25 protein-coding genes are annotated in these 23,696 nt (G+C 71.1%); 9 read left to right on the forward strand and 16 right to left on the reverse strand.

Features of this window, described 5'->3' with window-relative positions; translation table 11 throughout:
- Nucleotides 1–258 precede the first annotated feature (258 nt).
- The gene (locus ACIRSU_RS27840; protein ID WP_403797550.1) at nucleotides 259–933 is read right to left on the reverse strand and encodes a DNA-3-methyladenine glycosylase; all 675 of its coding nucleotides are present in this window, start codon (nucleotides 931–933) and stop codon (nucleotides 259–261) included.
- 117 nt (nucleotides 934–1,050) lie between these two features.
- Between ACIRSU_RS27840 and ACIRSU_RS27845 the strand changes: the two genes are divergently transcribed.
- From ACIRSU_RS27845 to ACIRSU_RS27855, 3 genes are all read left to right on the forward strand, one after another.
- Nucleotides 1,051–1,833: a sporulation protein gene (locus ACIRSU_RS27845; RefSeq protein ID WP_403797552.1), complete on the forward strand. Its 783-nt coding sequence runs from the start codon at nucleotides 1,051–1,053 to the stop codon at nucleotides 1,831–1,833.
- A gap of 42 nt (nucleotides 1,834–1,875) precedes the next feature.
- Nucleotides 1,876–2,406, forward strand: a complete 531-nt coding sequence (locus ACIRSU_RS27850; protein WP_403797555.1) for a YbhB/YbcL family Raf kinase inhibitor-like protein — start codon at nucleotides 1,876–1,878, stop codon at nucleotides 2,404–2,406.
- 162 nt (nucleotides 2,407–2,568) lie between these two features.
- A complete protein-coding gene (locus tag ACIRSU_RS27855; RefSeq protein WP_403797557.1) occupies nucleotides 2,569–3,078 on the forward strand; it encodes an HNH endonuclease in 510 nt (169 codons plus the stop codon).
- Between the two features lie 81 nt (nucleotides 3,079–3,159).
- Here ACIRSU_RS27855 and ACIRSU_RS27860 read toward each other — a convergent pair whose 3' ends face one another.
- The 4 genes from ACIRSU_RS27860 to ACIRSU_RS27875 all read right to left on the reverse strand — a co-directional run bounded on the left by ACIRSU_RS27860 (nucleotide 3,160) and on the right by ACIRSU_RS27875 (nucleotide 6,436).
- On the reverse strand, nucleotides 3,160–3,933 hold the full coding sequence (locus ACIRSU_RS27860) for a sulfite exporter TauE/SafE family protein (protein WP_403797559.1): 774 nt from the start codon (nucleotides 3,931–3,933) through the stop codon (nucleotides 3,160–3,162).
- Nucleotides 3,934–4,049: 116 nt separating this feature from the next.
- A complete protein-coding gene (locus tag ACIRSU_RS27865; RefSeq protein ID WP_403797561.1) occupies nucleotides 4,050–5,000 on the reverse strand; it encodes an SPFH domain-containing protein in 951 nt (316 codons plus the stop codon).
- A 105-nt stretch (nucleotides 5,001–5,105) separates the two neighbouring features.
- Nucleotides 5,106–5,534 carry an NfeD family protein gene (locus ACIRSU_RS27870; RefSeq protein WP_403797563.1) on the reverse strand — a complete coding sequence of 143 codons (429 nt, stop codon included), beginning with the start codon at nucleotides 5,532–5,534 and terminating at the stop codon, nucleotides 5,106–5,108.
- A gap of 104 nt (nucleotides 5,535–5,638) precedes the next feature.
- The gene (locus tag ACIRSU_RS27875; protein WP_403797565.1) at nucleotides 5,639–6,436 is read right to left on the reverse strand and encodes an ABC transporter ATP-binding protein; all 798 of its coding nucleotides are present in this window, start codon (nucleotides 6,434–6,436) and stop codon (nucleotides 5,639–5,641) included.
- Nucleotides 6,437–6,601: 165 nt separating this feature from the next.
- Between ACIRSU_RS27875 and ACIRSU_RS27880 the strand changes: the two genes are divergently transcribed.
- A complete protein-coding gene (locus ACIRSU_RS27880) occupies nucleotides 6,602–7,393 on the forward strand; it encodes a hypothetical protein (protein ID WP_403797568.1) in 792 nt (263 codons plus the stop codon).
- Nucleotides 7,394–7,469: 76 nt separating this feature from the next.
- Here the strand turns inward: ACIRSU_RS27880 and ACIRSU_RS27885 are convergent, their stop codons facing one another.
- The 3 genes from ACIRSU_RS27885 to ACIRSU_RS27895 all read right to left on the reverse strand — a co-directional run bounded on the left by ACIRSU_RS27885 (nucleotide 7,470) and on the right by ACIRSU_RS27895 (nucleotide 9,677).
- Nucleotides 7,470–7,709, reverse strand: coding sequence for a chaplin (locus tag ACIRSU_RS27885; protein WP_403797570.1), 240 nt, complete (start codon nucleotides 7,707–7,709; stop codon nucleotides 7,470–7,472).
- Nucleotides 7,710–7,834: 125 nt separating this feature from the next.
- Entirely contained in the window at nucleotides 7,835–8,488 is a 654-nt protein-coding gene (locus ACIRSU_RS27890) for a response regulator (protein ID WP_403798568.1), read from the reverse strand.
- Nucleotides 8,489–8,531: 43 nt separating this feature from the next.
- Nucleotides 8,532–9,677, reverse strand: a complete 1,146-nt coding sequence (locus tag ACIRSU_RS27895) for a GAF domain-containing sensor histidine kinase (protein WP_403797573.1) — start codon at nucleotides 9,675–9,677, stop codon at nucleotides 8,532–8,534.
- A gap of 411 nt (nucleotides 9,678–10,088) precedes the next feature.
- On the opposite strand from ACIRSU_RS27895, the gene ACIRSU_RS27900 reads away from it, so the two are divergent.
- Entirely contained in the window at nucleotides 10,089–10,862 is a 774-nt protein-coding gene (locus ACIRSU_RS27900; protein ID WP_403797576.1) for a transglycosylase SLT domain-containing protein, read from the forward strand.
- A 73-nt stretch (nucleotides 10,863–10,935) separates the two neighbouring features.
- Here ACIRSU_RS27900 and ACIRSU_RS27905 read toward each other — a convergent pair whose 3' ends face one another.
- Nucleotides 10,936–13,512 carry an FHA domain-containing protein gene (locus ACIRSU_RS27905; protein WP_403797579.1) on the reverse strand — a complete coding sequence of 859 codons (2,577 nt, stop codon included), beginning with the start codon at nucleotides 13,510–13,512 and terminating at the stop codon, nucleotides 10,936–10,938.
- A 269-nt stretch (nucleotides 13,513–13,781) separates the two neighbouring features.
- Here ACIRSU_RS27905 and serB point away from each other — a divergent pair, with 269 nt between their 5' ends.
- Nucleotides 13,782–15,032, forward strand: coding sequence for a phosphoserine phosphatase SerB (gene serB / locus ACIRSU_RS27910; RefSeq protein WP_403797581.1), 1,251 nt, complete (start codon nucleotides 13,782–13,784; stop codon nucleotides 15,030–15,032).
- 155 nt (nucleotides 15,033–15,187) lie between these two features.
- Here serB and ACIRSU_RS27915 read toward each other — a convergent pair whose 3' ends face one another.
- The 4 genes from ACIRSU_RS27915 to ACIRSU_RS27930 form a co-directional block, all read right to left on the reverse strand.
- A complete protein-coding gene (locus ACIRSU_RS27915; protein WP_403797584.1) occupies nucleotides 15,188–15,709 on the reverse strand; it encodes a SixA phosphatase family protein in 522 nt (173 codons plus the stop codon).
- A 35-nt stretch (nucleotides 15,710–15,744) separates the two neighbouring features.
- Nucleotides 15,745–15,957: a hypothetical protein gene (locus tag ACIRSU_RS27920; RefSeq protein WP_403797587.1), complete on the reverse strand. Its 213-nt coding sequence runs from the start codon at nucleotides 15,955–15,957 to the stop codon at nucleotides 15,745–15,747.
- Nucleotides 15,958–16,091: 134 nt separating this feature from the next.
- On the reverse strand, nucleotides 16,092–16,211 hold the full coding sequence (locus ACIRSU_RS27925) for an SGM_5486 family transporter-associated protein (protein WP_403797589.1): 120 nt from the start codon (nucleotides 16,209–16,211) through the stop codon (nucleotides 16,092–16,094).
- 17 nt (nucleotides 16,212–16,228) lie between these two features.
- On the reverse strand, nucleotides 16,229–17,629 hold the full coding sequence (locus ACIRSU_RS27930; protein WP_403797592.1) for a CynX/NimT family MFS transporter: 1,401 nt from the start codon (nucleotides 17,627–17,629) through the stop codon (nucleotides 16,229–16,231).
- A 66-nt stretch (nucleotides 17,630–17,695) separates the two neighbouring features.
- On the opposite strand from ACIRSU_RS27930, the gene ACIRSU_RS27935 reads away from it, so the two are divergent.
- Nucleotides 17,696–18,382 carry a FadR/GntR family transcriptional regulator gene (locus tag ACIRSU_RS27935; protein ID WP_403797595.1) on the forward strand — a complete coding sequence of 229 codons (687 nt, stop codon included), beginning with the start codon at nucleotides 17,696–17,698 and terminating at the stop codon, nucleotides 18,380–18,382.
- Between the two features lie 77 nt (nucleotides 18,383–18,459).
- Here ACIRSU_RS27935 and ACIRSU_RS27940 read toward each other — a convergent pair whose 3' ends face one another.
- The 3 genes from ACIRSU_RS27940 to fabG form a co-directional block, all read right to left on the reverse strand.
- Nucleotides 18,460–18,849, reverse strand: a complete 390-nt coding sequence (locus ACIRSU_RS27940) for a hypothetical protein (RefSeq protein ID WP_403797598.1) — start codon at nucleotides 18,847–18,849, stop codon at nucleotides 18,460–18,462.
- A gap of 146 nt (nucleotides 18,850–18,995) precedes the next feature.
- The gene (gene fabI / locus ACIRSU_RS27945; protein ID WP_403797601.1) at nucleotides 18,996–19,772 is read right to left on the reverse strand and encodes an enoyl-ACP reductase FabI; all 777 of its coding nucleotides are present in this window, start codon (nucleotides 19,770–19,772) and stop codon (nucleotides 18,996–18,998) included.
- A 4-nt stretch (nucleotides 19,773–19,776) separates the two neighbouring features.
- Nucleotides 19,777–20,493, reverse strand: coding sequence for a 3-oxoacyl-[acyl-carrier-protein] reductase (gene fabG, locus ACIRSU_RS27950; protein WP_403797604.1), 717 nt, complete (start codon nucleotides 20,491–20,493; stop codon nucleotides 19,777–19,779).
- A gap of 186 nt (nucleotides 20,494–20,679) precedes the next feature.
- Between fabG and ACIRSU_RS27955 the strand changes: the two genes are divergently transcribed.
- On the forward strand, nucleotides 20,680–22,212 hold the full coding sequence (locus ACIRSU_RS27955) for a TldD/PmbA family protein (protein WP_403797607.1): 1,533 nt from the start codon (nucleotides 20,680–20,682) through the stop codon (nucleotides 22,210–22,212).
- Nucleotides 22,209–23,612, forward strand: a complete 1,404-nt coding sequence (locus tag ACIRSU_RS27960; RefSeq protein WP_403797610.1) for a metallopeptidase TldD-related protein — start codon at nucleotides 22,209–22,211, stop codon at nucleotides 23,610–23,612. The genes ACIRSU_RS27955 and ACIRSU_RS27960 overlap by 4 nt, the downstream gene beginning before the upstream one ends.
- Nucleotides 23,613–23,696: the final 84 nt, after the last annotated feature.

Genomic DNA, 23,696 nt, shown 5'->3' on the forward strand with positions numbered 1-23,696 from the left:
GTTTCCGACTCTATCAGATCTTTCCGATCCGATTTCCTCGGTGCTTTCCGGTCCCGCTTTCCCGACTTTCGTCGTTCTTTCGGGGCCTTCCGGCGTGTCCACTACTTTAGCGGGTTTCCCTGGCGACTCATAATCGAGCCGATTGGAACAAATTTCGGTATGCCGAAATAAGCCCTGTCGGGATCCGTTGTAAGTGAGTGAGTGGCCGCTCCGGGAGACTGGAGTAAGCACTGCCCGTCTCCAGCGGCTCGGGCCACATTACTCACCCCTCGGACCCGAGTCAAGCCCAGCGCCGGCCGTGCGCTTGCGTGGCACGTGGGCCCGGTAGGGGCTCACGGTGTGGTCGCCGTCGATCCAGAAGCGCCAGGGGTGTGGGGCGCCTTCGCCGCCCACGCCGGTGCGGGGGCCGCTGCGGATGAGGTCGGGTGCGGGCGGGGTGCCGTGGAGGACGGCGAGGGGGGCGTCCGGGCCGGCGCAGACGTCGGTGCCGTTCAGGGAGCGGGCGACGTCGAGGGCCGTGGCGAGGCGGGCCGGGCCCGTCGCGAGCTCGGAGTCGTACCGCGCGGAGAGCCGGCGCTTCCGTGCCTGTTCGGCGCCCGTGCGGATCTCCCCCGCGCGGAGGAGCACTCCGCTCGCCTCGCCCTCGGGGCCGCAGACCAGGTTGAGGCAGTGCCACATGCCGTAGGTGAAGTAGACGTACGCGTGTCCGGGCGGGCCGAACATGACGGCGTTGCGTGCGGTGCGGCCGCGGAAGGCGTGCGAGCCGGGGTCGATGGCGCCCGCGTACGCCTCCACCTCGGTGAGGCGCAGCTCGATGCGGCCGTCCGGGGAGTTCCGTACGAGCGTGCGGCCGAGGAGGTCGGGGGCGACCTCCAGGACCGGGCGGTCGAAGAAGCTCCGCGGGAGCGGCGTACGGTCGGGGCTCTCGCTCATGGCGTCCGAGCGTAACGGGGAGTGGTGGGGAACCGGCTACGGTCGTCGGGCGTATGTAGGGGTCAGGACAGCGCAGGACTGACAGACGTACACAGAGACAGAGAGAAGGAGTCGTTCATGGGGTTCAAGAAGCTGCTCGCGAGCCTGGGGGCCGGCGGTGCTTCGGTGGAGACCGTGCTCACCGAGGAGAACGTCGTCCCGGGTGGCGTCGTCCAGGGTGAGGTGCGGATCCAGGGCGGTTCGGTGGCCCAGCAGATCGAGGGGCTGTCCGTCGGCCTGCAGGCGCGGGTCGAGGTCGAGAGCGGCGACTCGGAGTACAAGCAGGACATCGAGTTCGTGAAGGTGCGGCTCGGCGGTGCCTTCGAGGTGCAGGCCGGGGCGGTGCACGTGGTGCCGTTCGGTCTGGAGATCCCGTGGGAGACGCCGGTCACCGCGATCGCCGGGCAGCAGCTGCGCGGGATGCACATCGGGGTGACGACGGAGCTGGAGATCGCCCGTGCGGTGGACTCCGGTGACCTGGACCCGATCAACGTGCACCCGCTGCCGGCGCAGCAGGCGATCCTGGACGCCTTCATCCAGCTGGGCTTCCGCTTCAAGAACGCGGACATGGAGCGCGGGCACATCCGGGGTACGCGGCAGCGGCTGCCCTTCTACCAGGAGATCGAGTTCTTCGCCCCGTCGCAGTACCGGGGTCTGAACCAGGTCGAGGTCAGCTTCGTCGCGGACGACCGGGCGATGGACGTCGTCCTGGAGATGGACAAGAAGCCGGGTCTGTTCACCGAGGGCAGCGACTCGTACCGCGCCTTCCAGGTGGGGCTGCACGACTTCCACACGACCGACTGGGCGGCGTATCTGAACCAGTGGCTCGCCGAGGTCGGCGGGCGCCGCAACTGGTTCTAGGCTCGCCTTCACAAGGCCGGTCAGCGATACGGAGGTCCAGACATGGCCGAGGGCAAGAGGGCACCGCTTCCCCATGACTTCCACCCGCCGGTGGCGTCGTTCACGGTGGTGAGCGACGACGTCGTCGAGGGCGGGGTGCTGAAGGACGCTCAGGTGTACGCGGCGGGGAACACCTCGCCGCAGCTGCGCTGGGAGGGGTTCCCGGCGGAGACGAAGAGCTTCGCCGTGACGTGCTTCGATCCGGACGCGCCGACCGGCAGCGGGTTCTGGCACTGGGTGCTGTTCGACATCCCGGCGTCGGTGACGGAGCTGCCCGCGGGTGCGGGTTCGGGTTCGTTCGAGGGGCTGCCGGCGGGTGCCGTGCACGCCCGTAACGACTACGGCTCGAAGGACTTCGGCGGGGCCGCCCCGCCTAAGGGGGACGGGCCGCACCGGTACGTGTTCACCGTGTACGCGGTGGACCAGGAGAAGCTGGGTCCGGACGCCGACACCCCGCCTGCCGCGGTCGGCTTCAATCTGCGCTTCCACACGCTCGGGCGTGCGCAGCTCGTGGGTGAGTACGAGAACAGCTGAAGATTCGTTTGTTGTTTGCCCGCTTCTGGTCTTGGAGAGATCAGAAGCGGGCATCTTTCTTTGCGCGGATATTGCGTTGTCCTACCCGGCGTGCCCGGCCAGAGTTGATCCAAGCCCGGAGCCCACAAGGGGGGCTGGGCCGGCACACGGGAGGTGGGCACAATGCGGGACACGCTGGTACTGAACGCGAGCTTCGAGCCGCTTTCGACGGTCACACTCAACCGTGCGGTGGTGCTTGTCCTGCAGGACAAGGCCGTCGTGGAGCAGGAGCACCCCGGTCTGCGCGTTCGTGCCGCCGCCGTGGACATGCCGGTGCCACGGGTGATCAGGCTCTGCCGGTACGTACGGGTGCCGTTCCGAAGACAGGCCGCGTGGTCGAGGCGGGGTGTGCTGGTCCGGGACCAGCACCGGTGCGCGTACTGCGGGAAGCGCGCCACGACGGTGGACCATGTGGTGCCGCGGGCGCAGGGCGGTGGGGACCACTGGCTGAACACGGTCGCCTCGTGCGCGGAGGACAACCACCGCAAGGCGGACCGGACGCCGGAGCAGGCGGGGATGCCGCTGCTGCACCAGCCGTTCGTGCCGACTCCGCAGGACGCGATGCTGCTCGCGCTGAAGGCGGCGGAGCGGTCGGAGCTGCCGGGCTGGCTGGCCGGCCAGGCGGCGGCGTAACTCCTTCTGTTTCCGTACGACGTGCGGGCCCGTCCCTTTCCGGGGCGGGCCCGCTGCCGTGTGCGGTTGCTTCTGTGCGCGTTACCTCAGGGTGAGCTGGAGGATGGCGACGATGCCGACGGCGATGATGACGCCGCGCAGGACGGTGGGCGAGAGCCGCTTGCCGACCTTGGCGCCGATCTGGCCGCCGATGGTGGAGCCGACGGCGATGAGGAGGACGGCGGTCCAGTCGAAGTCGGCGACGAAGAGGAAGAAGACGGCGGCGATGCCGTTGACGACGGCGCCGAGGATGTTCTTGACGGCGTTGATGCGCTGCAGGCTGTCGTGGAGCAGCAGGCCCATCAGGGAGAGGTAGAGGACGCCCTGGGCGGCGCCGAAGTAGCCGCCGTACACGCTGGCGAGGAAGAGTCCGACGAGGAGGGCGGGGCCGCCGTGCGGGTGGGCCTCGGTGCCGCTGGCCTCGCGGCGGCGCTGGACGGCGGCGGCGATGCGGGGCTGGAGGACGACGAGGACCAGGGCGAGTCCGATGAGGACGGGGACGATCGCGTCGAAGGCGTCGGACGGCAGGGCGAGGAGCAGGATCGCGCCGACGAGTCCGCCGACGAGGGTCACGCCGCCGAGGCGGAGGACCCGGGCGGTCTGGCCCTTGAGTTCGCTGCGGTAGCCGATGGCTCCGCTGATGGAGCCGGAGACGAGGCCGAGGGTGTTGGAGACGTTCGCGGTGACCGGCGGCAGGCCGGTGGCGAGCAGGACGGGGAACGTGATGAGCGTTCCTGATCCGACGATCGTGTTGATGGCGCCGGCTGCGGTGCCGGCGCCGAAGACTGCCAGTGCTTCCCAGATGGACAACGCCATCTCCTTACGGGTCAGTGAGTCGCCTCCCCGCTCCGTTTGCGGCGGAGTCGAGGGGCTCGCACTGATCATGCACCAGGAAGAGGATTACGTGTACGTGTCACCCAACACCCGAACCGTCAGTCGACGGTGGGCTCTTCGCGGCGCTCGCCGCCGTCGTTCGGCGCGGAGCCCTTGGTGTTGAAGCCGGGGACGCCGGGGGCGACGTTGCCGAAGGCGCCGGAGAGGCCCTTGAGGGCGTCGCCGATCTCGCTGGGCACGATCCAGAGCTTGTTGGCGTCGCCCGCGGCGATCTTCGGCAGCATCTGGAGGTACTGGTAGGAGAGCAGCTTCTGGTCCGGGTCGCCGGCGTGGATGGCCTCGAAGACCGTGCGGACGGCCTGGGCCTCGCCCTCGGCCTTGAGCGCGGCGGCCTTGGCCTCGCCCTCGGCGCGCAGGATCGCGGACTGCTTCTCGCCCTCGGCGGTGAGGATCTGGGACTGCCGGATGCCCTCGGCGGTGAGGATGGCGGCGCGCTTGTCGCGGTCGGCGCGCATCTGCTTCTCCATCGAGTCCTGGATGGAGGTGGGCGGCTCGATGGCCTTGAGCTCGACGCGGTTGACGCGGATGCCCCACTTGCCGGTGGCCTCGTCGAGGACGCCGCGCAGGGCCGCGTTGATCTCCTCGCGGGAGGTGAGGGTCCGCTCCAGGTCCATGCCGCCGATGATGTTGCGCAGGGTGGTGACGGTGAGCTGCTCGATGGCCTGGATGTAGCTGGCGACCTCGTAGGTGGCGGCGCGGGCGTCGGTCACCTGGTAGTAGATGACGGTGTCGATGTTGACGACCAGGTTGTCCTGGGTGATCACCGGCTGGGGCGGGAACGGGACGACCTGTTCGCGCAGGTCGATCCGGTTGCGGATGCGGTCGATGAACGGGACGACGATGTTGAGGCCGGCGTTGAGGGTGCGGGTGTAGCGGCCGAAGCGCTCGACGATGGCGGCGCTGGCCTGTGGGATGACCTGGATCGTCTTGATCAGGGCGATGAAGACAAGCACCACCAGAATGATCAGGACGATGATGATGGCTGACATCGTGTTCCCTGTGCCCTTCGCTGCCGGGTTGATGACCAGATGATGATCTCGATGATCGAGTTTCCCAGACCGCGGAGGGTCATGGGTGATGTTCGGTCACATGGGTCACATGACGACGGCGGTGGCGCCGTCGATGTCGACGACGTCGACCTGTTCGCCGGGTTCGAAGCTCTGCCCGGAGTCGAGGGCACGGGCGGACCAGACCTCGCCGGCCAGCTTGATGCGGCCTCCGCTGCCGTCGACCCGTTCCAGGACGACGGCCTGACGGCCTTTCAGGGCATCGATGCCGGTGGCGAGTTGGGGCCGGCCGTCGCGGTGGCGGGCCGCGACGGGGCGGACCACGGCGATGAGCGCGACGGAGACCACGGCGAAGACGACCACTTGGGAGACGACGCCGAAGCCGAGGGCGGCGGTCACCGCTCCGGCCACCGCGCCGACGGCGAGCATGCCGAACTCCGGCATCGCGGTGAGGACGAGAGGGATGCCGAGCCCCACCGCGCCGATCAGCCACCAGATCCATGCGTCGATGTCCACATGGTCATGGTAGGGCGGTGGGGTCGTACGTGACAGGGCGCCGCAGCTGTGCGGACTCGGCGCGTGGAGGACTGCCGGACGACGGCCTGAAGGCTGCCCGGCGGCTACTTGAGCGGCAGGCCGGTGGCGGTGTAGCGGTCGCCGTTGCGCTCGACGACGAGCGGCAGGCCGAAGCAGTGGGACAGGTTGCGGGAGGTCAGCTCGGTCTCCATCGGGCCCGCGGCGAGGACCTTGCCCTGGCGGATCATCAGGACGTGGGTGAAGCCGGGGGCGATCTCCTCGACATGGTGGGTCACCATGATCATCGAGGGGGCGATGGGGTCGCGGGCGAGCCGGCCGAGGCGGCGGACCAGGTCCTCACGGCCGCCGAGGTCGAGCCCGGCGGCGGGCTCGTCGAGGAGCAGCAGCTCGGGGTCGGTCATCATCGCGCGGGCGATCAGGGTGCGCTTGCGCTCGCCCTCGGAGAGGGTGCCGAACTTGCGCTCCAGGTAGTCGCTCATGCCGAGGCGGTCGAGGAAGGCCTTGGCGCGCTGCTCGTCGACCGGGTCGTAGTCCTCGTGCCAGGTGGCGGTCATGCCGTACGCGGCGGTGAGGACGGTCTGCAGCACGGTCTGGCGCTTGGGCAGCTTCTCCGCCATGGCGATGCCGGCCACGCCGATGCGGGGGCGCAGGTCGAAGACGTCGGTGCCGACGCCGCCGAGGCGCTCGCCGAGGACGGTGGCGCTGCCCTTGGTGGGGAAGAGGTAGCTGGAGGCGATGTTGAGGAGGGTGGTCTTGCCGGCGCCGTTGGGGCCGAGGATGACCCAGCGCTCACCCTCCTTGACCGACCAGGAGACCTCGTCCACCAGAGCCCGTCCGTCGCGGACCACGGATACGTCCACCAGCTCCAGTACATCGCTCATGAGCGCGTTGTCTCCCCTTGTGGTCGAGTTCGGTCGTCGCCTTGCGCCGGTGGGCGCGGCGTCCAGGGAAAACCTACGCCACCGGCGGGCCGCGGCTGGCCCTGGGGGCTCCGTCGTGGCCCGGTTTGCGCCTTGGGGGTCGTCGGGAGTCCCTACTCTGGGGGCATGCTTTCGGAACCACGCTCAGGACGTCTGGCCGCCTGGGGCAATGCCCTGCTGGCCGGTGCGGTGTCGCCGGACGACGCGGCGCTCGCCATTGTCGGGGAGGACGCGGTGCACCGCGTCGAGGGGCTGCCGGGCGAGGCGGGGCCGGTGGGCCTGACGCTGGCGCTCGGGCGGCTGCGGCGGCTCGGGGTGACCGGGTGGCGGGTCGCGCTGCCGGCGCCGGGGCATCCGCTGGGGCTGAGCGGTCCGCCGGAGTTCAACGCGCGGGCGCTCGACGCGGAGGAGGCGGCGGTCGGCTTCGGCGCGCCGTACGGCCTGGTGCCGCAGGTCTCGGAGGCGGGGCCGGCGGGCGATCTGCACGTGGAGGTCGTCTGGCACTGCCTGCCGGTGCGGGAGGCGCCGCCGGCGGACGTCCCCTCGCTCGGCGAGGCGGAGCGGGAGCTGGCGGAGGCGCTGCGCGAGGCGACGACGGTCCTCACCCGCCTCGACGTCGCCGCCTCCGGCCCGGCGGCCGACGCGGCCCGCGACGCCTACCGCGCCCGCGCCGAGGCCGGCCGCGAGGTCCTCGCCCCCGGCTACCCGCCCCGCGCGGTCCGCGTCCTGGAGCTGGCCCAGCGCATCGGGCTCCTCGTCGACCTGGCGTACGACCACGGCCACGGCGGCGCGGTGAGCGCGTCGGAGATGGCGGCGAGGGGCGCGGCGCTGCGGCCGGTGGAGCGGGTGGCGCGGAGGGCACAGGTGGCCGCGTACAACGCGTACGTGGAGGAGAGGGAGAGGGACAGGGGCTTCTAGCCGGTCCTGTCGGGGGCGGAACGGGGCCCGGCCCCTGGGGGATCGTCCAGGGGCCGGGAGTGTGCGGGGGCAGCCGTCAGGAGTTGGCGGCGGTGTTGCCGAAGGCCGGGTTGAGCAGGCCGATCACGTTGATCGTGTTGCCGGAGACGTTCACGGGGACGTGGACCGGGGCCTGCACCACGTTGCCGGAGGCGACGCCCGGCGAGTGGACGGCCTGGGCGTCGGCGCCGCTGTCGGCGGAGGCGACGCCGGCACCGGCGGCGAGCACGGCGCCGACGGTCATCGTGAGGGCGGCGGCCTTCTTGAGGTTGTTCACGAGAGGTTCCTCCTGGTCATCGCCGCGGCCGGTCCGCCGCAGCACGCCCTGAAGAACGCCGCCGCCCCCGTTCGGTTGCGCCATGTGGGGGACATACGCCCGACAGTATGAAGAGGGGAACGCGGTTACGAGGTCAGGCCGTGCCGTACGGCCCAGAGCGCGGCCTGGGTGCGGTCGGCGAGGTCCAGCTTCATGAGGATGTTCGAGACGTGCGTCTTCACCGTCTTCTCGGAGAGGACGAGCGCGCGGGCGATCTCCCGGTTGGAGCGCCCGTCCGCGATCAGGCCCAGGACCTCCCGCTCCCGCTCCGTCAGCGTGGAGCCGCGCCCCGTGCCGCCGCCCGGGCCGTGGTCGTCCTGGCTGAGGAGCGCGTCGGCGACCTCGGGCTGGAGCAGGACGTGCCCGGCGTGGACGGAGCGGATGGCGGCGGCGAGGGCGTCGGGGTCGATGTCCTTGTAGACGTATCCGCCGGCACCCGCGCGCAGCGCGGGGACGACCGTGCGCTGCTCGGTGAAGCTGGTGACGATGAGGACGCGCGCCGGGTTGCCGAGCTCGCGCAGCTGCTTCAGGGCCTCGATGCCGCCGGTGCCGGGCATCTTGACGTCCATGAGGACGACGTCCGGCCGCAGCTCCTCGGCGCGGGCGACGCCCTCGGCGCCGTCGGACGCCTCCCCCACCACTTCTATGTCGTCCTGTACCTCGAGGAAGGTGCGCAGGCCGCGCCGGACGACCTGGTGGTCGTCGACGAGCAGGACTCGGATCGCCCTCCCGTCTCCCACCACCGCCCTTCTGTCGAAGCGCTCCGCGCTGCCCCTCTTTTCTTCAGCCACCGGGAACCTCCATCTCGATCGTGGTGCCGCGCCCCGGGGCCGAGGTCACGCTGAGTCCGCCGCCGACGCCGGCGGCCCGGTCGCGCATGGAGACCAGGCCGAGGTGACGGCCGGCGCTGCGGACGGTCGTGGGGTCGAAGCCCTTGCCGTCGTCGGTGACGGTGAGTCTCGCGCCCTGGCCGCTGCGGCCGAGGGTGACGGTGACCAGACCGGCTCCGGAGTGCCGCAGCGCGTTGTGCAGGGCCTCCTGGGCGACGCGGAGCACGGCCTCCTCCTGGGCGGCGGGCAGGGCCCGTATGCCGGCGGCCTCGAAGGTGATGCGCGCGGTGTGGGCGCGGTCGAGGACCTGGATCTGGGTGCGCAGGGTGTGGACGAGGCCGTCCTCGTCGAGCGCGGCGGGGCGCAGCTCGACGACGGCGGCGCGCAGCTCGTCGGCGGCCTCGGCGGCGAGCTCGGCGACCTGCTGGAGCTCGCCCTTGGCGCGGGCCGGGTCGCGGTCGACGAGGGCGGCGGCGGCCTGGGCGGTGAGCCGCAGGGAGAACAGCTTCTGGCTGACGGCGTCGTGCAGCTCGTGCGCGAGGCGGGAGCGCTCCTCGGCGATGGTGAGCTCGCGGCTGCGCTCGTACAGGCGCGCGTTGGTGAGGGCGATGGCGGCGTGCTGGGCGATGAGGGTGAGCAGCTCCTCGTCCTCGGCGGTGAAGCCGCAGCTGCCCTCGGGCTTGGGGCAGCGCTTGTTGGCGAGGAAGAGGGCGGCGAGGATCTCGTCGCCGTCGCGGACGGGCAGGCCCAGGAAGTCGGACATCTCGGGGTGGGCGGTCGGCCAGCCCTCGAAGCGGGGGTCCTTGCGGACGTCGGCGAGCCGCTCGGGCTCGGCCTTGTGGAGCATGGCGGCGAGGATGCCGTGCTGGCGCGGCAGCGGGCCGATGGCGCGCCACACGTCGTCGCTGACGCCGTCGACGACGAACTGGGCGAAGCCGCCGTGGTCGTCGGGGACGCCGAGCGCCGCGTACTCGGCGTCGAGGAGCTCGCGGGCCGAGGCCACGATCGTCTTGAGGACGTCGCGGACCTCCATCTGGCGGTTCATCGCGAGGAGCGCGCTGCTCACGGCGGCCAGGCCCGAGCTCGGTCGATGGGTCATGGGATCACCGTACCGGCGGGGTGTGACAGTCCGTATCCGTCCGCGGACGGCGGCGGGGCGGGACCGGAGACCTAGGTCCGGGGGTGCCCGGGCAGCACCTCACCGTGCGCATTGCTCACGCAACGCCTGGTGAGTCTGTTACGCGGCCGATGTGAGCCCGCGCATAGGACGCACGTCACTTACGAATCCCCCTAGTGGATACGTAAAAGCCGGATGAATGCCACCCCAACCGGTCACAAAGCGGCCCGGTGGCGCTCCCGCGGGGCACCTGATCCACTACCCGGGATCGTACGTCACACCTTTGCCACAGCATTTTGCTGCCGCTAAGAATTGCGTCCGTCGCCGCCGATGCGAGGCGCAGCGCCGCCCCCGGCCTGAGCGACCCCCTGCGATTCGAAGAGGTATTCCTGCATGTCTGCGAACACCCCTGGCCACAGTCGTGGTCTGAAGAAGACCCACAAGGCCACCATCGCCGGCGTCGCCGCTCTGAGCGCCGCAGCGCTCGGCTTCACCCTCGTCCCGGGCAACCACGGCTCCACCGAGACCGAGCCGCAGGCCCTGGCCAACACCCAGCAGGTCGCCTGGTCCTACGACGCCAGCAGCCCGCAGGCCAAGGCGCTCGCTGCCAGCCTCGACCAGCAGAGCTCCACCTTCGCCCTCAAGGCGAAGCAGGAGGCCGACGCCAAGGCCAAGGCCGCTGCCGCCGCCAAGGCGAAGGCCGCGAAGGCCAAGGCCGACGCCGCCGCCAAGGCCGCCGAGGCGAAGAAGAAGGCGGAGGCCAAGAAGAAGGCCGAGGCCGACGCCAAGAAGCGCGCCGCGCAGAAGGCCGCCGCGAACCGCTCCACGGTCCGCAAGCCGATCTTCGCGAACAACCTCGACGGATGGATCCGCGAGTCCCTGTACATCATGGACAAGCACAACATCCCGGGCACGTACAACGGCATCTACCGGAACGTGATGCGCGAGTCCAGCGGCAACCCGTTCGCGATCAACAACTGGGACATCAACGCCATCAACGGCGTCCCGTCCAAGGGCCTGCTCCAGGTGATCTACCCGACCTTCAAGGCGTACCACATCGCCGGCACCAAGTTCGACCAGTACGACCCGGTCGCCAACATCGTCGCCGCCTGCAACTACGCGGCCGACCGCTACGGCTCGATCGACAACGTCAACAGCGCGTACTGAGCCTCCGCGCCCGTACGCCGAAGGGCGGCACCCCGTGCGGGGTGCCGCCCTTCGGGGCGTCTCTACGCAGGCGTCACTTGCGCATGACCTCGGGCTCGTGACGGCGCAGCAGCCGCGCCACGAGGACGCCGAGGACGGCGGTCATGACCAGCAGCACCGTGATGTTGAAGCCCCACTGGCCGGCGCTGTGCTCCCACAGCGGGTCCAGGTCGGTCGGGTTCTTCGGGTCCCAGGGCGCCATCAGGTGCGCCATGTCCAGGGTGGTGCCGGCGCCCGCGATGCCCCAGCGGGAGGGCATGAGCCAGGCGAACTGCTCCAGGCCGGGCGAGCTGTACACCTGGAAGAGGACGCCGGTGAACACGACCTGGACGATCGCGAACATAACCAGCAGCGGCATGGTCTTCTCGGCGGTCTTCACCAGGGCGGAGATCACCAGGCCGACCATCATCGAGGTCAGGCCGAGCGCGATGATCACCAGGCACAGCTCGACGGCCGGCGGCATGATCAGGCCCTCGGTGGGCATCTTCCGCGGCGTGAAGCCGATGCCGCAGATGATCACGCCCTGGAAGGCGGTGATCAGGCCGAGGACGATCACCTTGGACATCAGGTACGCCGAGCGGGACAGGCCGGTGGCGCGCTCCCGTTCGTAGATGACCCGTTCCTTGATCAGCTCACGGACCGAGTTCGCGGCGCCGGAGAAGCACATGCCGACCGTGAGGATCAGCATGATCGTGCCGGCGGCTCCGTTGAACCGGGACGGCAGCTCGGGCGGGGCCAGGCCGAACTTGGCGGGGATGACCACGGACACGCCGCCGAGCACGGCCGGCAGGATCACCATCAGGGCCAGGAAGCCCCGGTCGGAGGCGATCACCGACACATAGCGGCGGATCAGGGTCCACAGCTGGGAGCCCCAGCCCTGCGGCTTGGGCGGCTTGGTCATCGCCTGCTGGGCCTGGTGCGGCATCTGCACCGGCTGCGCGGCGACGGCGTCGATCTCCGCCGCGTACATCTGGTAGTGCTGCGAGCCCTTCCAGCGGCCCGCCCAGTCGTAGTCGCGGTAGTTCTCGAACGCGGAGAAGACGTCGGCCCAGGTGGAGTAGCCGAAGAAGTTCAGCGCCTCCTCCGGCGGACCGAAGTACGCCACCGAGCCGCCGGGCGCCATCACGAGCAGCTTGTCGCACAGGGCCAGCTCGGCCACCGAGTGGGTGACGACGAGGACCGTGCGGCCGTCGTCGGCGAGGCCGCGCAGCAGCTGCATGACATCGCGGTCCATGCCCGGGTCGAGGCCGGAGGTCGGCTCGTCCAGGAAGATCAGGGAGGGCTTGGTCAGCAGCTCCAGGGCGACCGAGACACGCTTGCGCTGGCCGCCGGAGAGGGAGGTGACCTTCTTCTCCTTGTGGATGTCGAGCTTGAGCTCGCGCAGCACCTCGCCGACGCGCTCGGCACGCTCCTGCTCGCTGGTGTCCGCGGGGAAGCGGAGCTTGGCGGCGTACTTGAGCGCCTTCTGGACGGTCAGCTCCTTGTGCAGGATGTCGTCCTGCGGGACCAGACCGATGCGCTGGCGCAGCTCGGCGAACTGCTTGTAGAGGCTGCGGTTGTCGTAGAGGACGTCGCCCTGGTCGGCGGGCCGGTAGCCGGTGAGCGCCTTGAGGAGGGTCGACTTGCCGGAGCCGGAGGGGCCGATGACGCCGATGAGCGACTTCTCCGGGACGCCGAAGGTGACGTCCTTGAGGATCTGCTTGCCGCCGTCGACGGTCACCGTGAGGTGACGGGCCGAGAAGGAGACGTCGCCGGTGTCGACGAACTCCTCGAGCTGGTTGCCGACGATCCGGAAGGTCGAGTGGCCGACGCCGACGATGTCGTTCGGGCCGAGGAGGGCGGTGCCGCCCTTCGGGATCGGCAGACCGTTGACGTACGTGCCGTTGTGCGAGCCGAGGTCGCGGATCTCGAAGCGCCCGTCGGGCGTCGCGTGGAACTCGGCGTGCAGGCGGGAGACCTGGAGGTCGGAGACGACCAGCTCGTTCCCGAGGGCACGACCGATGCGCATGACGCGGCCGAGCGTCATCTCGTAGAAGGTCGTGGGGCTGCGGTCGCCGTGGACCGGGGCCGCGCCCTGGGGGCCGCCGTGGCCGGCCTGCTGGTGCGGGACCTGCGGCGGGACCTGGTGCCCGCCCGCGTGGGGGGCCTGCTGCTGCCAGCCGGGCTGCTGCTGCGGCGGACCCTGGTGGGTGACCTCCTGGTGCAGGCCGTGGGGCAGGTGCGCGGGCTGCTGCACGGCGTGCGGCGCCTGCTGCTGCGGTACGGCCTGCGGCACGGCCTGCTGGGCCTGCGGCTGGGCCGGTGCTCCGGCGGCGGCGAGGTTGAGCCGCGGGCCGTCGGTGGCGTTGCCGAGGTGGACGGCCGAGCCGGGGCCGATCTCCACCTGGTGGATCCGCTGGCCCTGCACGAACGTGCCGTTGGTGGAGCCGTGGTCCTCGATGACCCAACTCCGGCCGCCCCAGCTGATGGTGGCGTGTCGCCACGAGACCCTGGCGTCGTCGATCACCAGGTCACCCTGAGGGTCCCGGCCCAGGGTGTACGACCTGGACGGATCGAGGGTCCAGGTCCTTCCATTCAATTCCAGTACGAGTTCTGGCACTCCATGCCCCACTACTTGTCCCCCGATGCACCCCCGTCATCGGGAGCCCAGGGATGGTGAACATCCGGTGGGAACTATTTCAGGCCGTAGCCCCGATTCGAAAGTCGGGCAGCGTGAAGAGCTTGCGTACGCGGCCACTGGGCGTGGATCGGGGCGCGCGGCGGGCGGGTCCGGGGGCGAACACGGGGCGCGGTCCGACGGCGACTCTGCGACCGGGCGGGTGTCCGTCAGGCGGGACGGGAGGCCGGGTGGCACCCGGTGCCCGATACGGTGGAAGCACCATGAGCGCATCGCAGACCTCAGACGTTCCCGACGTCCCCGGCGTCCCCGACGCGGACGTTCCCACTCTCCTGGTCAAGATCTTCGGGAAGGACCGCCCCGGGATCACCGCCGGCCTCTTCGACACCCTCGCCGCCTACTCCGTCGACGTCGTGGACATCGAGCAGGTCGTCTCCCGCGGCCGGCTCGTCCTGTGCGCGCTCGTCACCGAGCCGACCGTCGCCGGTCAGGGCGAGCTGCGGGCGACCGTGCACAGCTGGGCCGAGTCCATGAAGCTGCAGGCCGAGATCATCTCGGGCACCGGTGACAACCGGCCGCGCGGCGAGGGCCGCTCGCACGTCACCGTGCTCGGGCACCCGCTGACCGCCGAGCAGACGGCCGCCATAGCGGCCAGGATCGCCGAGGTCGGCGGCAACATCGACCGGATCTTCCGGCTCGCCAAGTATCCGGTGACGGCCGTCGAGTTCGCCGTGTCGGGCTGCGAGACGGAGCCGCTGCGCACCGCGCTCGCCCCCGAGGCGCACGCGGTCGGCGTCGACGTGGCCGTGGTCTCCGCCGGGCTGCACCGCCGGGCCCAGCGGCTCGTGGTGATGGACGTCGACTCGACGCTCATCCAGGACGAGGTCATCGAGCTGTTCGCGGCCCACGCCGGCTGCGAGGACAAGGTCGCCGAGGTGACGGCGGCGGCGATGCGCGGCGAGCTGGACTTCGAGCAGTCCCTGCACGCGCGGGTGGCGCTGCTCGCGGGCCTGGACGCGTCGGTGGTGGACAAGGTCCGCGCCGAGGTGCGGCTCACGCCCGGGGCGCGCACCCTGATCCGTACCCTCAAGCGGCTCGGCTACCAGGTGGGTGTGGTCTCCGGCGGCTTCACGCAGGTCACGGACGACCTCAAGGAGAAGCTGGGGCTCGACTTCGCCCAGGCCAACACCCTGGAGATCGTGGACGGGAAGCTCACCGGCCGGGTGACCGGGATGATCGTGGACCGGGCGGGCAAGGCGCGGCTGCTGCGCCGCTTCGCCGAGGAGGCCGGGGTGCCGCTGGCGCAGACGGTCGCGATCGGCGACGGCGCCAACGACCTGGACATGCTGAACGCGGCGGGCCTCGGCGTGGCGTTCAACGCCAAGCCGGTGGTGCGCCGGGCGGCGGACACGGCGGTGAACGTGCCGTTCCTGGACACGGTGCTCTATCTGCTGGGCATCACCCGCGAGGAGGTCGAGGCGGCCGACGGCGGCACGGGCGAGCTGCTGCACTGAGTGCCGTACGCGCTCCGGTGCGTGCCGGTACGCGCCCGGGTGCGTGCCCGGGTTCGTGCCCGCGCTTACCGGCTGTGTGCGCTACGGGGAGGGGCCCGGCCGTCGTGCGACGGCCGGGCCCCTCCCCGTACAGGATGCGTAGGAACGCGTACCGCTCAGTCGTGCGGGGTCCAGTAGTCGACCAGGGTGCCGTCCATGCCGTGCTCGACGTTCTTCCAGGAGCCGTCGAAGGCCACGACCGCGAAGGCGGCGGTCGGGAAGCCGCTGCGGGTCATCCGGGCCATGGCGTCGCCCGCGGAGGTGCCCGAGAGGGCGTCGGCGAGCGCGTGCATCCCCGGGTTGTGGCCGATGAGCAGGAGGTCGGTGACGTCGTCCGGCGTCTCGTTGATCACGGCGATGAGCTCGCCGAGCGATGCCTCGTAGATCCGCTCCTCGTACACGGTCCTGGGGCGGTGGGGCATCTCCTGGACGGCGAGCTTCCAGGTCTCCCGGGTGCGCGCCGCGGTGGAGCAGAGGGCCAGGTCGAATTCGATGCCGGTGTCGGCGAGCTTGCGGCCCGCGACGGGGGCGTCCTTGCGGCCGCGGTCGGCGAGCGGGCGATCGTGGTCGGAGACCTCGGGCCAGTCGGCCTTGGCGTGGCGGAGCAGCACGATCCTGCGGGGTGTGTCGACGCTCATGGTCCTCAGCTTCGCACGAATCGGACCGGCTCGACTCAGAGAGACAGGGTTTGCTGGATCCGTTCCAGAATGCGCCCCACCTCCGGGTCACCGGCCGTCCCCGGCGCGTCGCCCGGCGCCGCTATGAGCAGGAACAGACCGACGAACGCGACCGCGGACAGGGCGAGCGTCCACCAGGGCAGCCGGGTGTCGACGGTGCCCGGCAGGCTCCGAACGGGCCGGACTCCGGTGTGGGTTCGCGCCGTCATGGCCGCCTCCGTGGTCGGGATCTGTGCGATGCCTCCAACCTACGGAGCGCCGGGGCCCCGGCCCATCAGGTGTTCCACCCACTTGACCCTGAGACCCGCCCCCTAGGGGATGGGGGGCTACCCCCACCCCGCTGCTAGGACGGCGAGGCGAAGGAGGCGATGACGGCGATCACGGCCGTGATGACGAGCATCGCGCCGAGCACGACGAGCAGCTTCTTCTGACCGTTGGGGGGATTCGGTTCAAGTACGGGCATGGGGCCAGTCTCGCATCTCAGCATTCGTCCTCGACCGTCCGGTCCCTCCCGGCGAGGGTGCCGACGACCATCTGCGGGATCATCAGGCCGCCCATCAGCATGACGGGCAGGCCCCAGCCGCCGCTGTGCTGGTAGAGGACGCCGACCAGGAGCGGGCCGGGGATCGAGATGAGGTAGCCGACGCTCTGGGCGAAGGCGGAGAGCTTCACGACGCCGGTGCCGGTGCGCGAGCGCATCCCGATCAAGGTGAGGGCGAGCGGGAACGAGCAGTTGGACACGCCTAGGAGCAGCGCCCAGACCCAGGCGCCGCCGGCCGGGGCCAGGTAGAGGCCGGTGTAGCCGGCGAGGCCGCACAGGCCGAGGGCCACGACGATGGGCCCCTGGTGGCGCATCCGGGTGGCGAGGCCGGGGATGACGAAGGCGAGCGGCACGCCCATGACCATGGTGACGGCGAGGAGCACGCCCGCGGTGGAGGCGGGGACGCCGGCGTCGCGGAAGATCTGCGGCATCCAGCCCATGGTGATGTACGCGCCGGTGGCCTGGAGGCCGAAGTAGACGGCGAGCGTCCAGGCCGTGCGGCTGCGGGTGATGCGCGGCGCGGCCGGAGCCTGGGGCGCGGCCTGGACCTGGGGCGCGGCCTGGACCTGCGCCGGGGAGGCCGTTGCCGCTCCCCCGCCCGAGGGCGCCCGGACGGCGGTGGCGCGGCCGCGGACCAGCGGGAGCCACGGGAGGACGGCGAGGGCGGCGACGACCGCCCAGACGCCGAGCCCGAGCCGCCAACTGCCACCGAGGGCCTCGGTCATGGGCACGGTCGCGGCGGCGGCCAGGGAGGTGCCGAGGGCGAGGGCCATGGAGTAGAGGCCGGTCATGCTGCCGATGCGGTCCGGGAAGTACGTCTTGACGATGACCGGCATCAGGACGTTGCTGAGCGCGATGCCCATGAGGGCGAGGGCGCTCGCGGCGAGGAAGGTCGCGGTGCCGCCGGCGAACGGGCGCAGGGCGAGGCCGGCGAGGATCGCGGCCATGCCGGCGCAGACGACGGCCGCGGGGCCGAAGCGGCGGGCGAGGCGCGGGGCGGCGATGCCGAAGACGGCGAAGCAGAGCGGCGGTACGGAGGTGAGGACGCCGGCGACGCTGCCGCTCATGTGGAGGCCTTCGCTGACCTCTTCGAGGAGAGCGCCGAGGCTGGTGATCGCCGGACGCAGGTTGAGCGCGGCGAGGACGAGTCCGACGACGACGAGCCGGCCGACCCAGCGGGCGGGCGCGGCTCCGGTTCCGGCGGGTGCGGCTCCGGATGCGGCCGGTGCGGTTCCGGGTGCGGCGGGTGCGGGAGAATCGGCGCCTGTGGCGGCGCCGGTCGGCTTGCTTCCGGTCTGCTTCCTGGTGGTGGGCTCGAGTGTCTGCGGCTCGTCAGGCATGAGGCTCATCATAGAATCATGGGATGATTGGTTGTCCAATCTCGAACGAAAATGGAAGGTGCGGCCATGGCGCTCGGCCAGCCCCGCCGCAGCGGGCTCTCCGACCAGGTGATCACCCAGCTGCGCAACCAGATCACCTCGGGCGAGTGGCCGGTGGGCACACGCATCCCGACGGAGCCCGAGCTGGTCGAGCAGCTCGGGGTGGCCCGTAACACCGTCCGCGAGGCGGTCCGGGCGCTCGCCCACAACGGGCTGCTCGACATCCGGCAGGGCTCGGGCACGTACGTCGTCGCGACGAGCGAGCTGGCCGGGGTGATGCACCGCCGGTTCGCCGACTCCGATCCGCGGCACGTGGCGGAGCTGCGCGCCACCCTGGAGTCCTCGGCGGCCCGCCTCGCCGCCCGGCGGCGCACCGACCGGGACCTGAAGCAGATCGACGCGCTGCTCGCCCGGCGCGAGGAGGCGTGGCGGTCGGGCGACGCGGAGGAGTTCGTGACGGCGGACGCGGTCTTCCACCACGCGGTGGTGGTCGCCTCGCACAACGACGTGCTGACCGAGCTCTACGCCGACCTCGGGCATGTGCTGCGCGCCTGGCTGCGCGAGGACGTGGGCCGGGAGCTGCGGCCGGAGAACCACATGGACCACGGGCGGCTGGTCGAGGCGATCCGCGAGGGAGACGCCGAACGGGCTGCCACGGAGGCGGCCGGCTACCCCTTCATGTGCCTGCGCAGCCCGGAGCCCCAGGAGCCCTGAAACCCGAAACCCTCAACCCCGGAACCCTGAACCCCGGAGCCCTCAACCCCGGAACCCTGAACCCCGGCTCCCGGGCCTCAGGAGCCCTGAGGCGCCGGTTCGTGGGTGATCCAGGCCGAGCGGACCTCTTTCCAGCAGCGGCCGGTGACCTGGGCGTAGTCGGCGGGGGCGACGGCGACGGGGGCGCTGTCGGTGTCCACGTCCCACCAGCGGGCGCACTCCACATGGAGGCGGACGCGGTCGGTTCGGGGGAAGGGGTTCTGGCAGTGGGCGGTGACGACGGAGCCCTGGACCAGGGTGCGGCAGGAGGCGCCGAAGTTCTCGGAGTCCTTCCGCGCGGCAGCGGGGGTCCGCTCCGCGGGGGCCACGGGAGCGGGAGCGGCACGCACCTCGGCCGCGACGGCGATGCCGGTGAGGAGGGCTGCGGTGGTGGCGAGTGCGGCGGCCCCGCGATGCAGCGCGCGCATGTCCGCACCTCCTCCCCACCCAGTAGCCGGAACGTCACGCTCTGGTCCAGTCTGCGGCGACTCGCCCGACTTTTCGACTCGGGAGACGGCGAGGGGCCGGGTGCCCGCCTCACCGGCGGGCACCCGGCCCCTCGTATCACCTGAGGTCAGGCGCCGATCGCGTGCAGACCGCCGTCCACGTGGACGATCTCGCCCGTCGTCTTCGGGAACCAGTCGGACAGCAGCGCGACGATGCCGCGGCCGGCCGGCTCCGGGTCGGTCAGGTCCCACTGGAGCGGGGAACGGGTGTCCCAGACGCTCGCCAGGTCGGAGAAGCCCGGGATGGACTTCGCGGCCATGGAGCCGAGCGGACCCGCCGAGATGAGGTTGCAGCGGATGTTCTGCTTGCCCAGGTCACGCGCCATGTAGCGGCTGGTGGCCTCCAGCGCGGCCTTGGCCGGGCCCATCCAGTCGTACTGCGGCCACGCGAACTGCGCGTCGAAGGTGAGGCCGACGACGGAGCCGCCCTCGGTCATCAGCGGCAGCAGCGCCATCGTCAGGGACTTCAGCGAGAAGGCCGAGACGTGCATGGCGGTGGCAACCGACTCGAACGGCGTGTTCAGGAAGTTGCCGCCGAGCGCGTCCTGCGGCGCGAAGCCGATGGAGTGGACGATGCCGTCGAGGCGGTCGCCCAGGTGCTCGCGGACCTGGCCCTCCAGGCGGGCGAGGTGCTCGTCGTTGGAGACGTCGAGCTCCAGGACCTTGACCTTGTCCGGGTGGGGCAGCTTCTTGGCGATGCGCTCGGTCAGCGTCGGCCGGGGCCAGGCGGTGAGGATGATCTCCGCGCCCTGCTCCTGGGCCAGCTTCGCGGCGTGGAAGGCGATGGAGGACTCCATCAGCACACCCGTGATCAGGATGCGCTTGCCCTCGAGAATTCCGCTCATGTGATCAGTGACCCATGCCCAATCCGCCGTCAACCGGGATGACGGCTCCAGTGATGTACGACGCGTCGTCCGAGGCGAGGAAGCGCACCGTGGCGGCGATCTCCTCGGGCTGCGCGTAGCGGCCCAGCGGAACCTGGGACACGATGCCGGCGCGCTGCTCGTCCGTGAGGACGGCGGTCATGTCGGTGTCGACGAAACCGGGCGCGACGACGTTGAAGGTGATGTTGCGCGAGCCGAGCTCCCGGGCCAGCGAGCGCGCGAAACCGACCAGTCCGGCCTTCGAGGCGGCGTAGTTCGCCTGACCCGCCGAGCCGAGCAGACCGACGACCGAGGAGATCAGCACGACACGGCCCTTCTTGGCGCGCAGCATGCCGCGGTTGGCACGCTTCACGACCCGGAAGGTACCGGTGAGGTTGGTGTCGAGGACGGACGTGAAGTCGTCCTCGGACATGCGCATGAGGAGCTGGTCCTTCGTCACGCCGGCGTTGGCCACGAGGACCTCGACCGGACCGTGCTTCTCCTCGATCTCCTTGTACGCCTGCTCCACCTGCTCGGAGTCGGTGATGTCGCACTTGACGGCCAGGAACCCGGCCTTCTCGAGCTCCGCCGGGTCGCCCGAGCGGTACGTGATCGCGACCTTGTCGCCGGCCTCGGCGAACGCGCGGGCGATGGCGAGGCCGATGCCCCGGTTGCCTCCGGTGACGAGAACCGAGCGGCTCAACGGATCACCCTTTCGATAGCGGTCTGGTATGCCGAAAACCTATCGGTCCCTTCCGCGATACGGAGAATCGGGGCCTGACAGTGGCGTAAGGACGGCACTGTCGGATCCCTACAGAAACCTCTGGGCATCCCGGCCGAAAGCGCGACATGATCGGGGGCGACCGGTCTCACACGACAGGAGACAGCTGTGCAATCTGGGACGCACTCCCTCGACGAAGCCTTCACCCAGCTTCCGTTGCGGGCGCTCGCCGACGCCGCCCTCGCGCGGGCGCGGGCGCTCGGCGCCGATCATGCCGACTTCCGCCTGGAGCGGGTGCGCAGTGCCACCTGGCGGCTGCGGGACGCCAAGCCCGCGGGCTCCTCGGACACCACGGACCTCGGCTACGCGGTGCGGGTGGTGCACGGCGGGGCCTGGGGGTTCGCGTCCGGGGTGGACCTGACCATGGACGGGGCCGCGCGGGTGGCCTCGCAGGCGGTGGCCATGGCCAAGCTGTCGGCGAAGGTGATCGCCGCGGCGGGCTCGGACGAGCGGGTGGAGCTGGCCGACGAGCCGGTGCACGCCGACAAGGTGTGGGTGTCCTCGTACGAGATCGACCCGTTCACCGTCTCGGGCGAGGAGAAGAGCGGGCTGCTCGCCGACTGGAGCGCGCGGCTGCTGCGGGCGGACGGCGTGGCGCACGTCGACGCCTCGCTGATGACCGTCTTCGAGAACAAGTTCTACGCGGACACGGCGGGCACCGTCACCACCCAGCAGCGGGTCCGGCTGCACCCGCAGCTCACCGCGGTCGCGGTGGACGAGACGACCGGCGAGTTCGACTCGATGCGGACGCTCGCGCCGCCGGTCGGGCGGGGCTGGGAGTACCTGACCGGGACCGGCTGGGACTGGGACAGGGAGCTGGACGAGATCCCGGCGCTGCTCGCCGAGAAGATGCGGGCGCCGAGTGTCGAGGCCGGCCGCTACGACCTGGTGGTCGACCCGTCCAACCTGTGGCTGACCATCCACGAGTCGATCGGCCACGCCACCGAGCTGGACCGCGCGCTCGGCTACGAGGCGGCGTACGCGGGCACCTCCTTCGCCACCTTCGACCAGCTGGGCAAGCTGACGTACGGCTCCTCGATCATGAACGTGACGGGTGACCGGACCGCCGAGCACGGCCTCGCGACCGTCGGGTACGACGACGAGGGCGTCGAGGGGCAGAGCTGGGACCTGGTGAAGGACGGCACGCTCGTCGGCTACCAGCTGGACCGCCGGATCGCGAAGCTGACCGGCCTCGGCCGCTCCAACGGCTGCGCCTACGCCGACTCCCCCGCGCACGTGCCGGTGCAGCGGATGGCGAACGTGTCGCTGCAGCCGGACCCGGGCGGGCTGTCGACGGAGGACCTGATCGGCGGCGTGGAGCGGGGCATCTACGTGGTCGGCGACCGGTCCTGGTCGATCGACATGCAGCGCTACAACTTCCAGTTCACCGGCCAGCGCTTCTTCCGCATCGAGAACGGCCGGCTCGCCGGCCAGCTGCGGGACGTCGCGTACCAGGCGACGACCACCGACTTCTGGGGCTCCATGGAGCAGGTCGGCGGCCCGCAGACGTACGTCCTCGGCGGCGCGTTCAACTGCGGCAAGGCCCAGCCGGGCCAGGTCGCCGCGGTGTCGCACGGCTGCCCGTCCGCCCTGTTCCGGGGTGTCAACATCCTTAACACCACGCAGGAGGCCGGTCGATGAGCCGCGTCAGCAAGCCGTACGAGATCGTCGAGCGGGCCCTGGAGCTGTCCCGCGCGGACGGGTGCGTCGTCATCGCCGACGAGCAGTCCTCCGCCAATCTGCGCTGGGCCGGCAACGCGCTGACCACCAACGGTGTCACCCGGGGCCGTACCCTCACCGTCATCGCCACCGTCGACGGCGCCCAGGGCACCGCCTCCGGTGTCGTGTCGCGCTCGGCGGTCACCGCCGAGGACCTGGAGCCGCTGGTGCGGGCCGCCGAGGAGGCGGCGCGGGCCGCGGGCCCGGCCGAGGACGCCCAGCCGCTGGTCGAGGGCGTGGCCGCGTCGCCGGACTTCACCGACGCCCCGGCCGAGACCTCCTCCGCCGTCTTCGACGCCTTCGCGCCGGCGCTCGGCGAGGCCTTCGCCCGGGCCCGGGCGGGCGGCCGCGAGCTGTACGGCTTCGCCAACCACGAGCTGACCTCCAGCTACCTCGGCACGTCGACCGGGCTGCGGCTGCGCCACGACCAGCCGAACGGCACCCTGGAGCTCAACGCCAAGTCGGCAGCGACTGCCGAGGGCCGACCCCGCTCCGCGTGGGCCGGGCGCTCCACGCGGGACTTCAAGGACGTCGACCCGGCGGCGCTCGACGCCGAGCTCGCCATCCGGCTCGGCTGGGCCGAGCGGAGGATCGAGCTGCCGGCCGGGCGGTACGAGACGCTGCTGCCGCCGGCCGCCGTGGCCGACCTGATGATCTACCAGCTGTGGTCCTCGGCGGCCCGGGACGCGGCGGAGGGCCGCACGGTCTTCTCCAAGCCGGGCGGCGGCACCCGCGTCGGCGAGACCCTCTCCCCGCTGCCGCTGACCCTGCGCAGCGACCCGAACGAGCCGGGCCTGGAGTCCGCGCCCTTCGTGCTCGCGCACGCCTCCGGCGACGACTCCTCCGTCTTCGACAACGGCCTGCCGATCTCGCCGGTGGACTGGGTACGGGACGGCAGGCTCGCCCACCTGATCACCACCCGGCACACCGCGGGACTCACGCAGCTGCCCGTGGCGCCCGGGGCCGGGAACCTGGTCCTGGACGGCGGCGGCGAGAAGTCCCTGGAGGAGATGGTGGCCGCCACGGAGCGCGGTCTGCTGCTGACCTGCCTCTGGTACATCCGCGAGGTCGACCCGGCGACGCTGCTGCTCACCGGCCTCACCCGGGACGGCGTCTACCTGGTGGAGAACGGCGAGGTGGTCGGCGAGGTGAACAACTTCCGGTTCAACGAGTCGCCGGTCGACCTGCTGTCGCGGGCCACCGAGGCGGGCCGGACGGAGAAGACGCTGCCGCGCGAGTGGAGCGACTGGTTCACCCGGGCCGCGATGCCCGCCCTGCGGGTGCCGGACTTCAACATGAGCTCGGTCAGCAAGGGCGTCTGAGCTGTTCCAAGCCGTGAGACCGGACCGTAAACGGCCAGGAACCGGCCCGGACACGCCCTAGACTGGCCGGGTTACCTCCATCAC

The sequence above is a fragment of the Streptomyces sp. NPDC101160 genome (assembly GCF_044768205.1).
Lineage (GTDB): Bacteria > Actinomycetota > Actinomycetes > Streptomycetales > Streptomycetaceae > Streptomyces.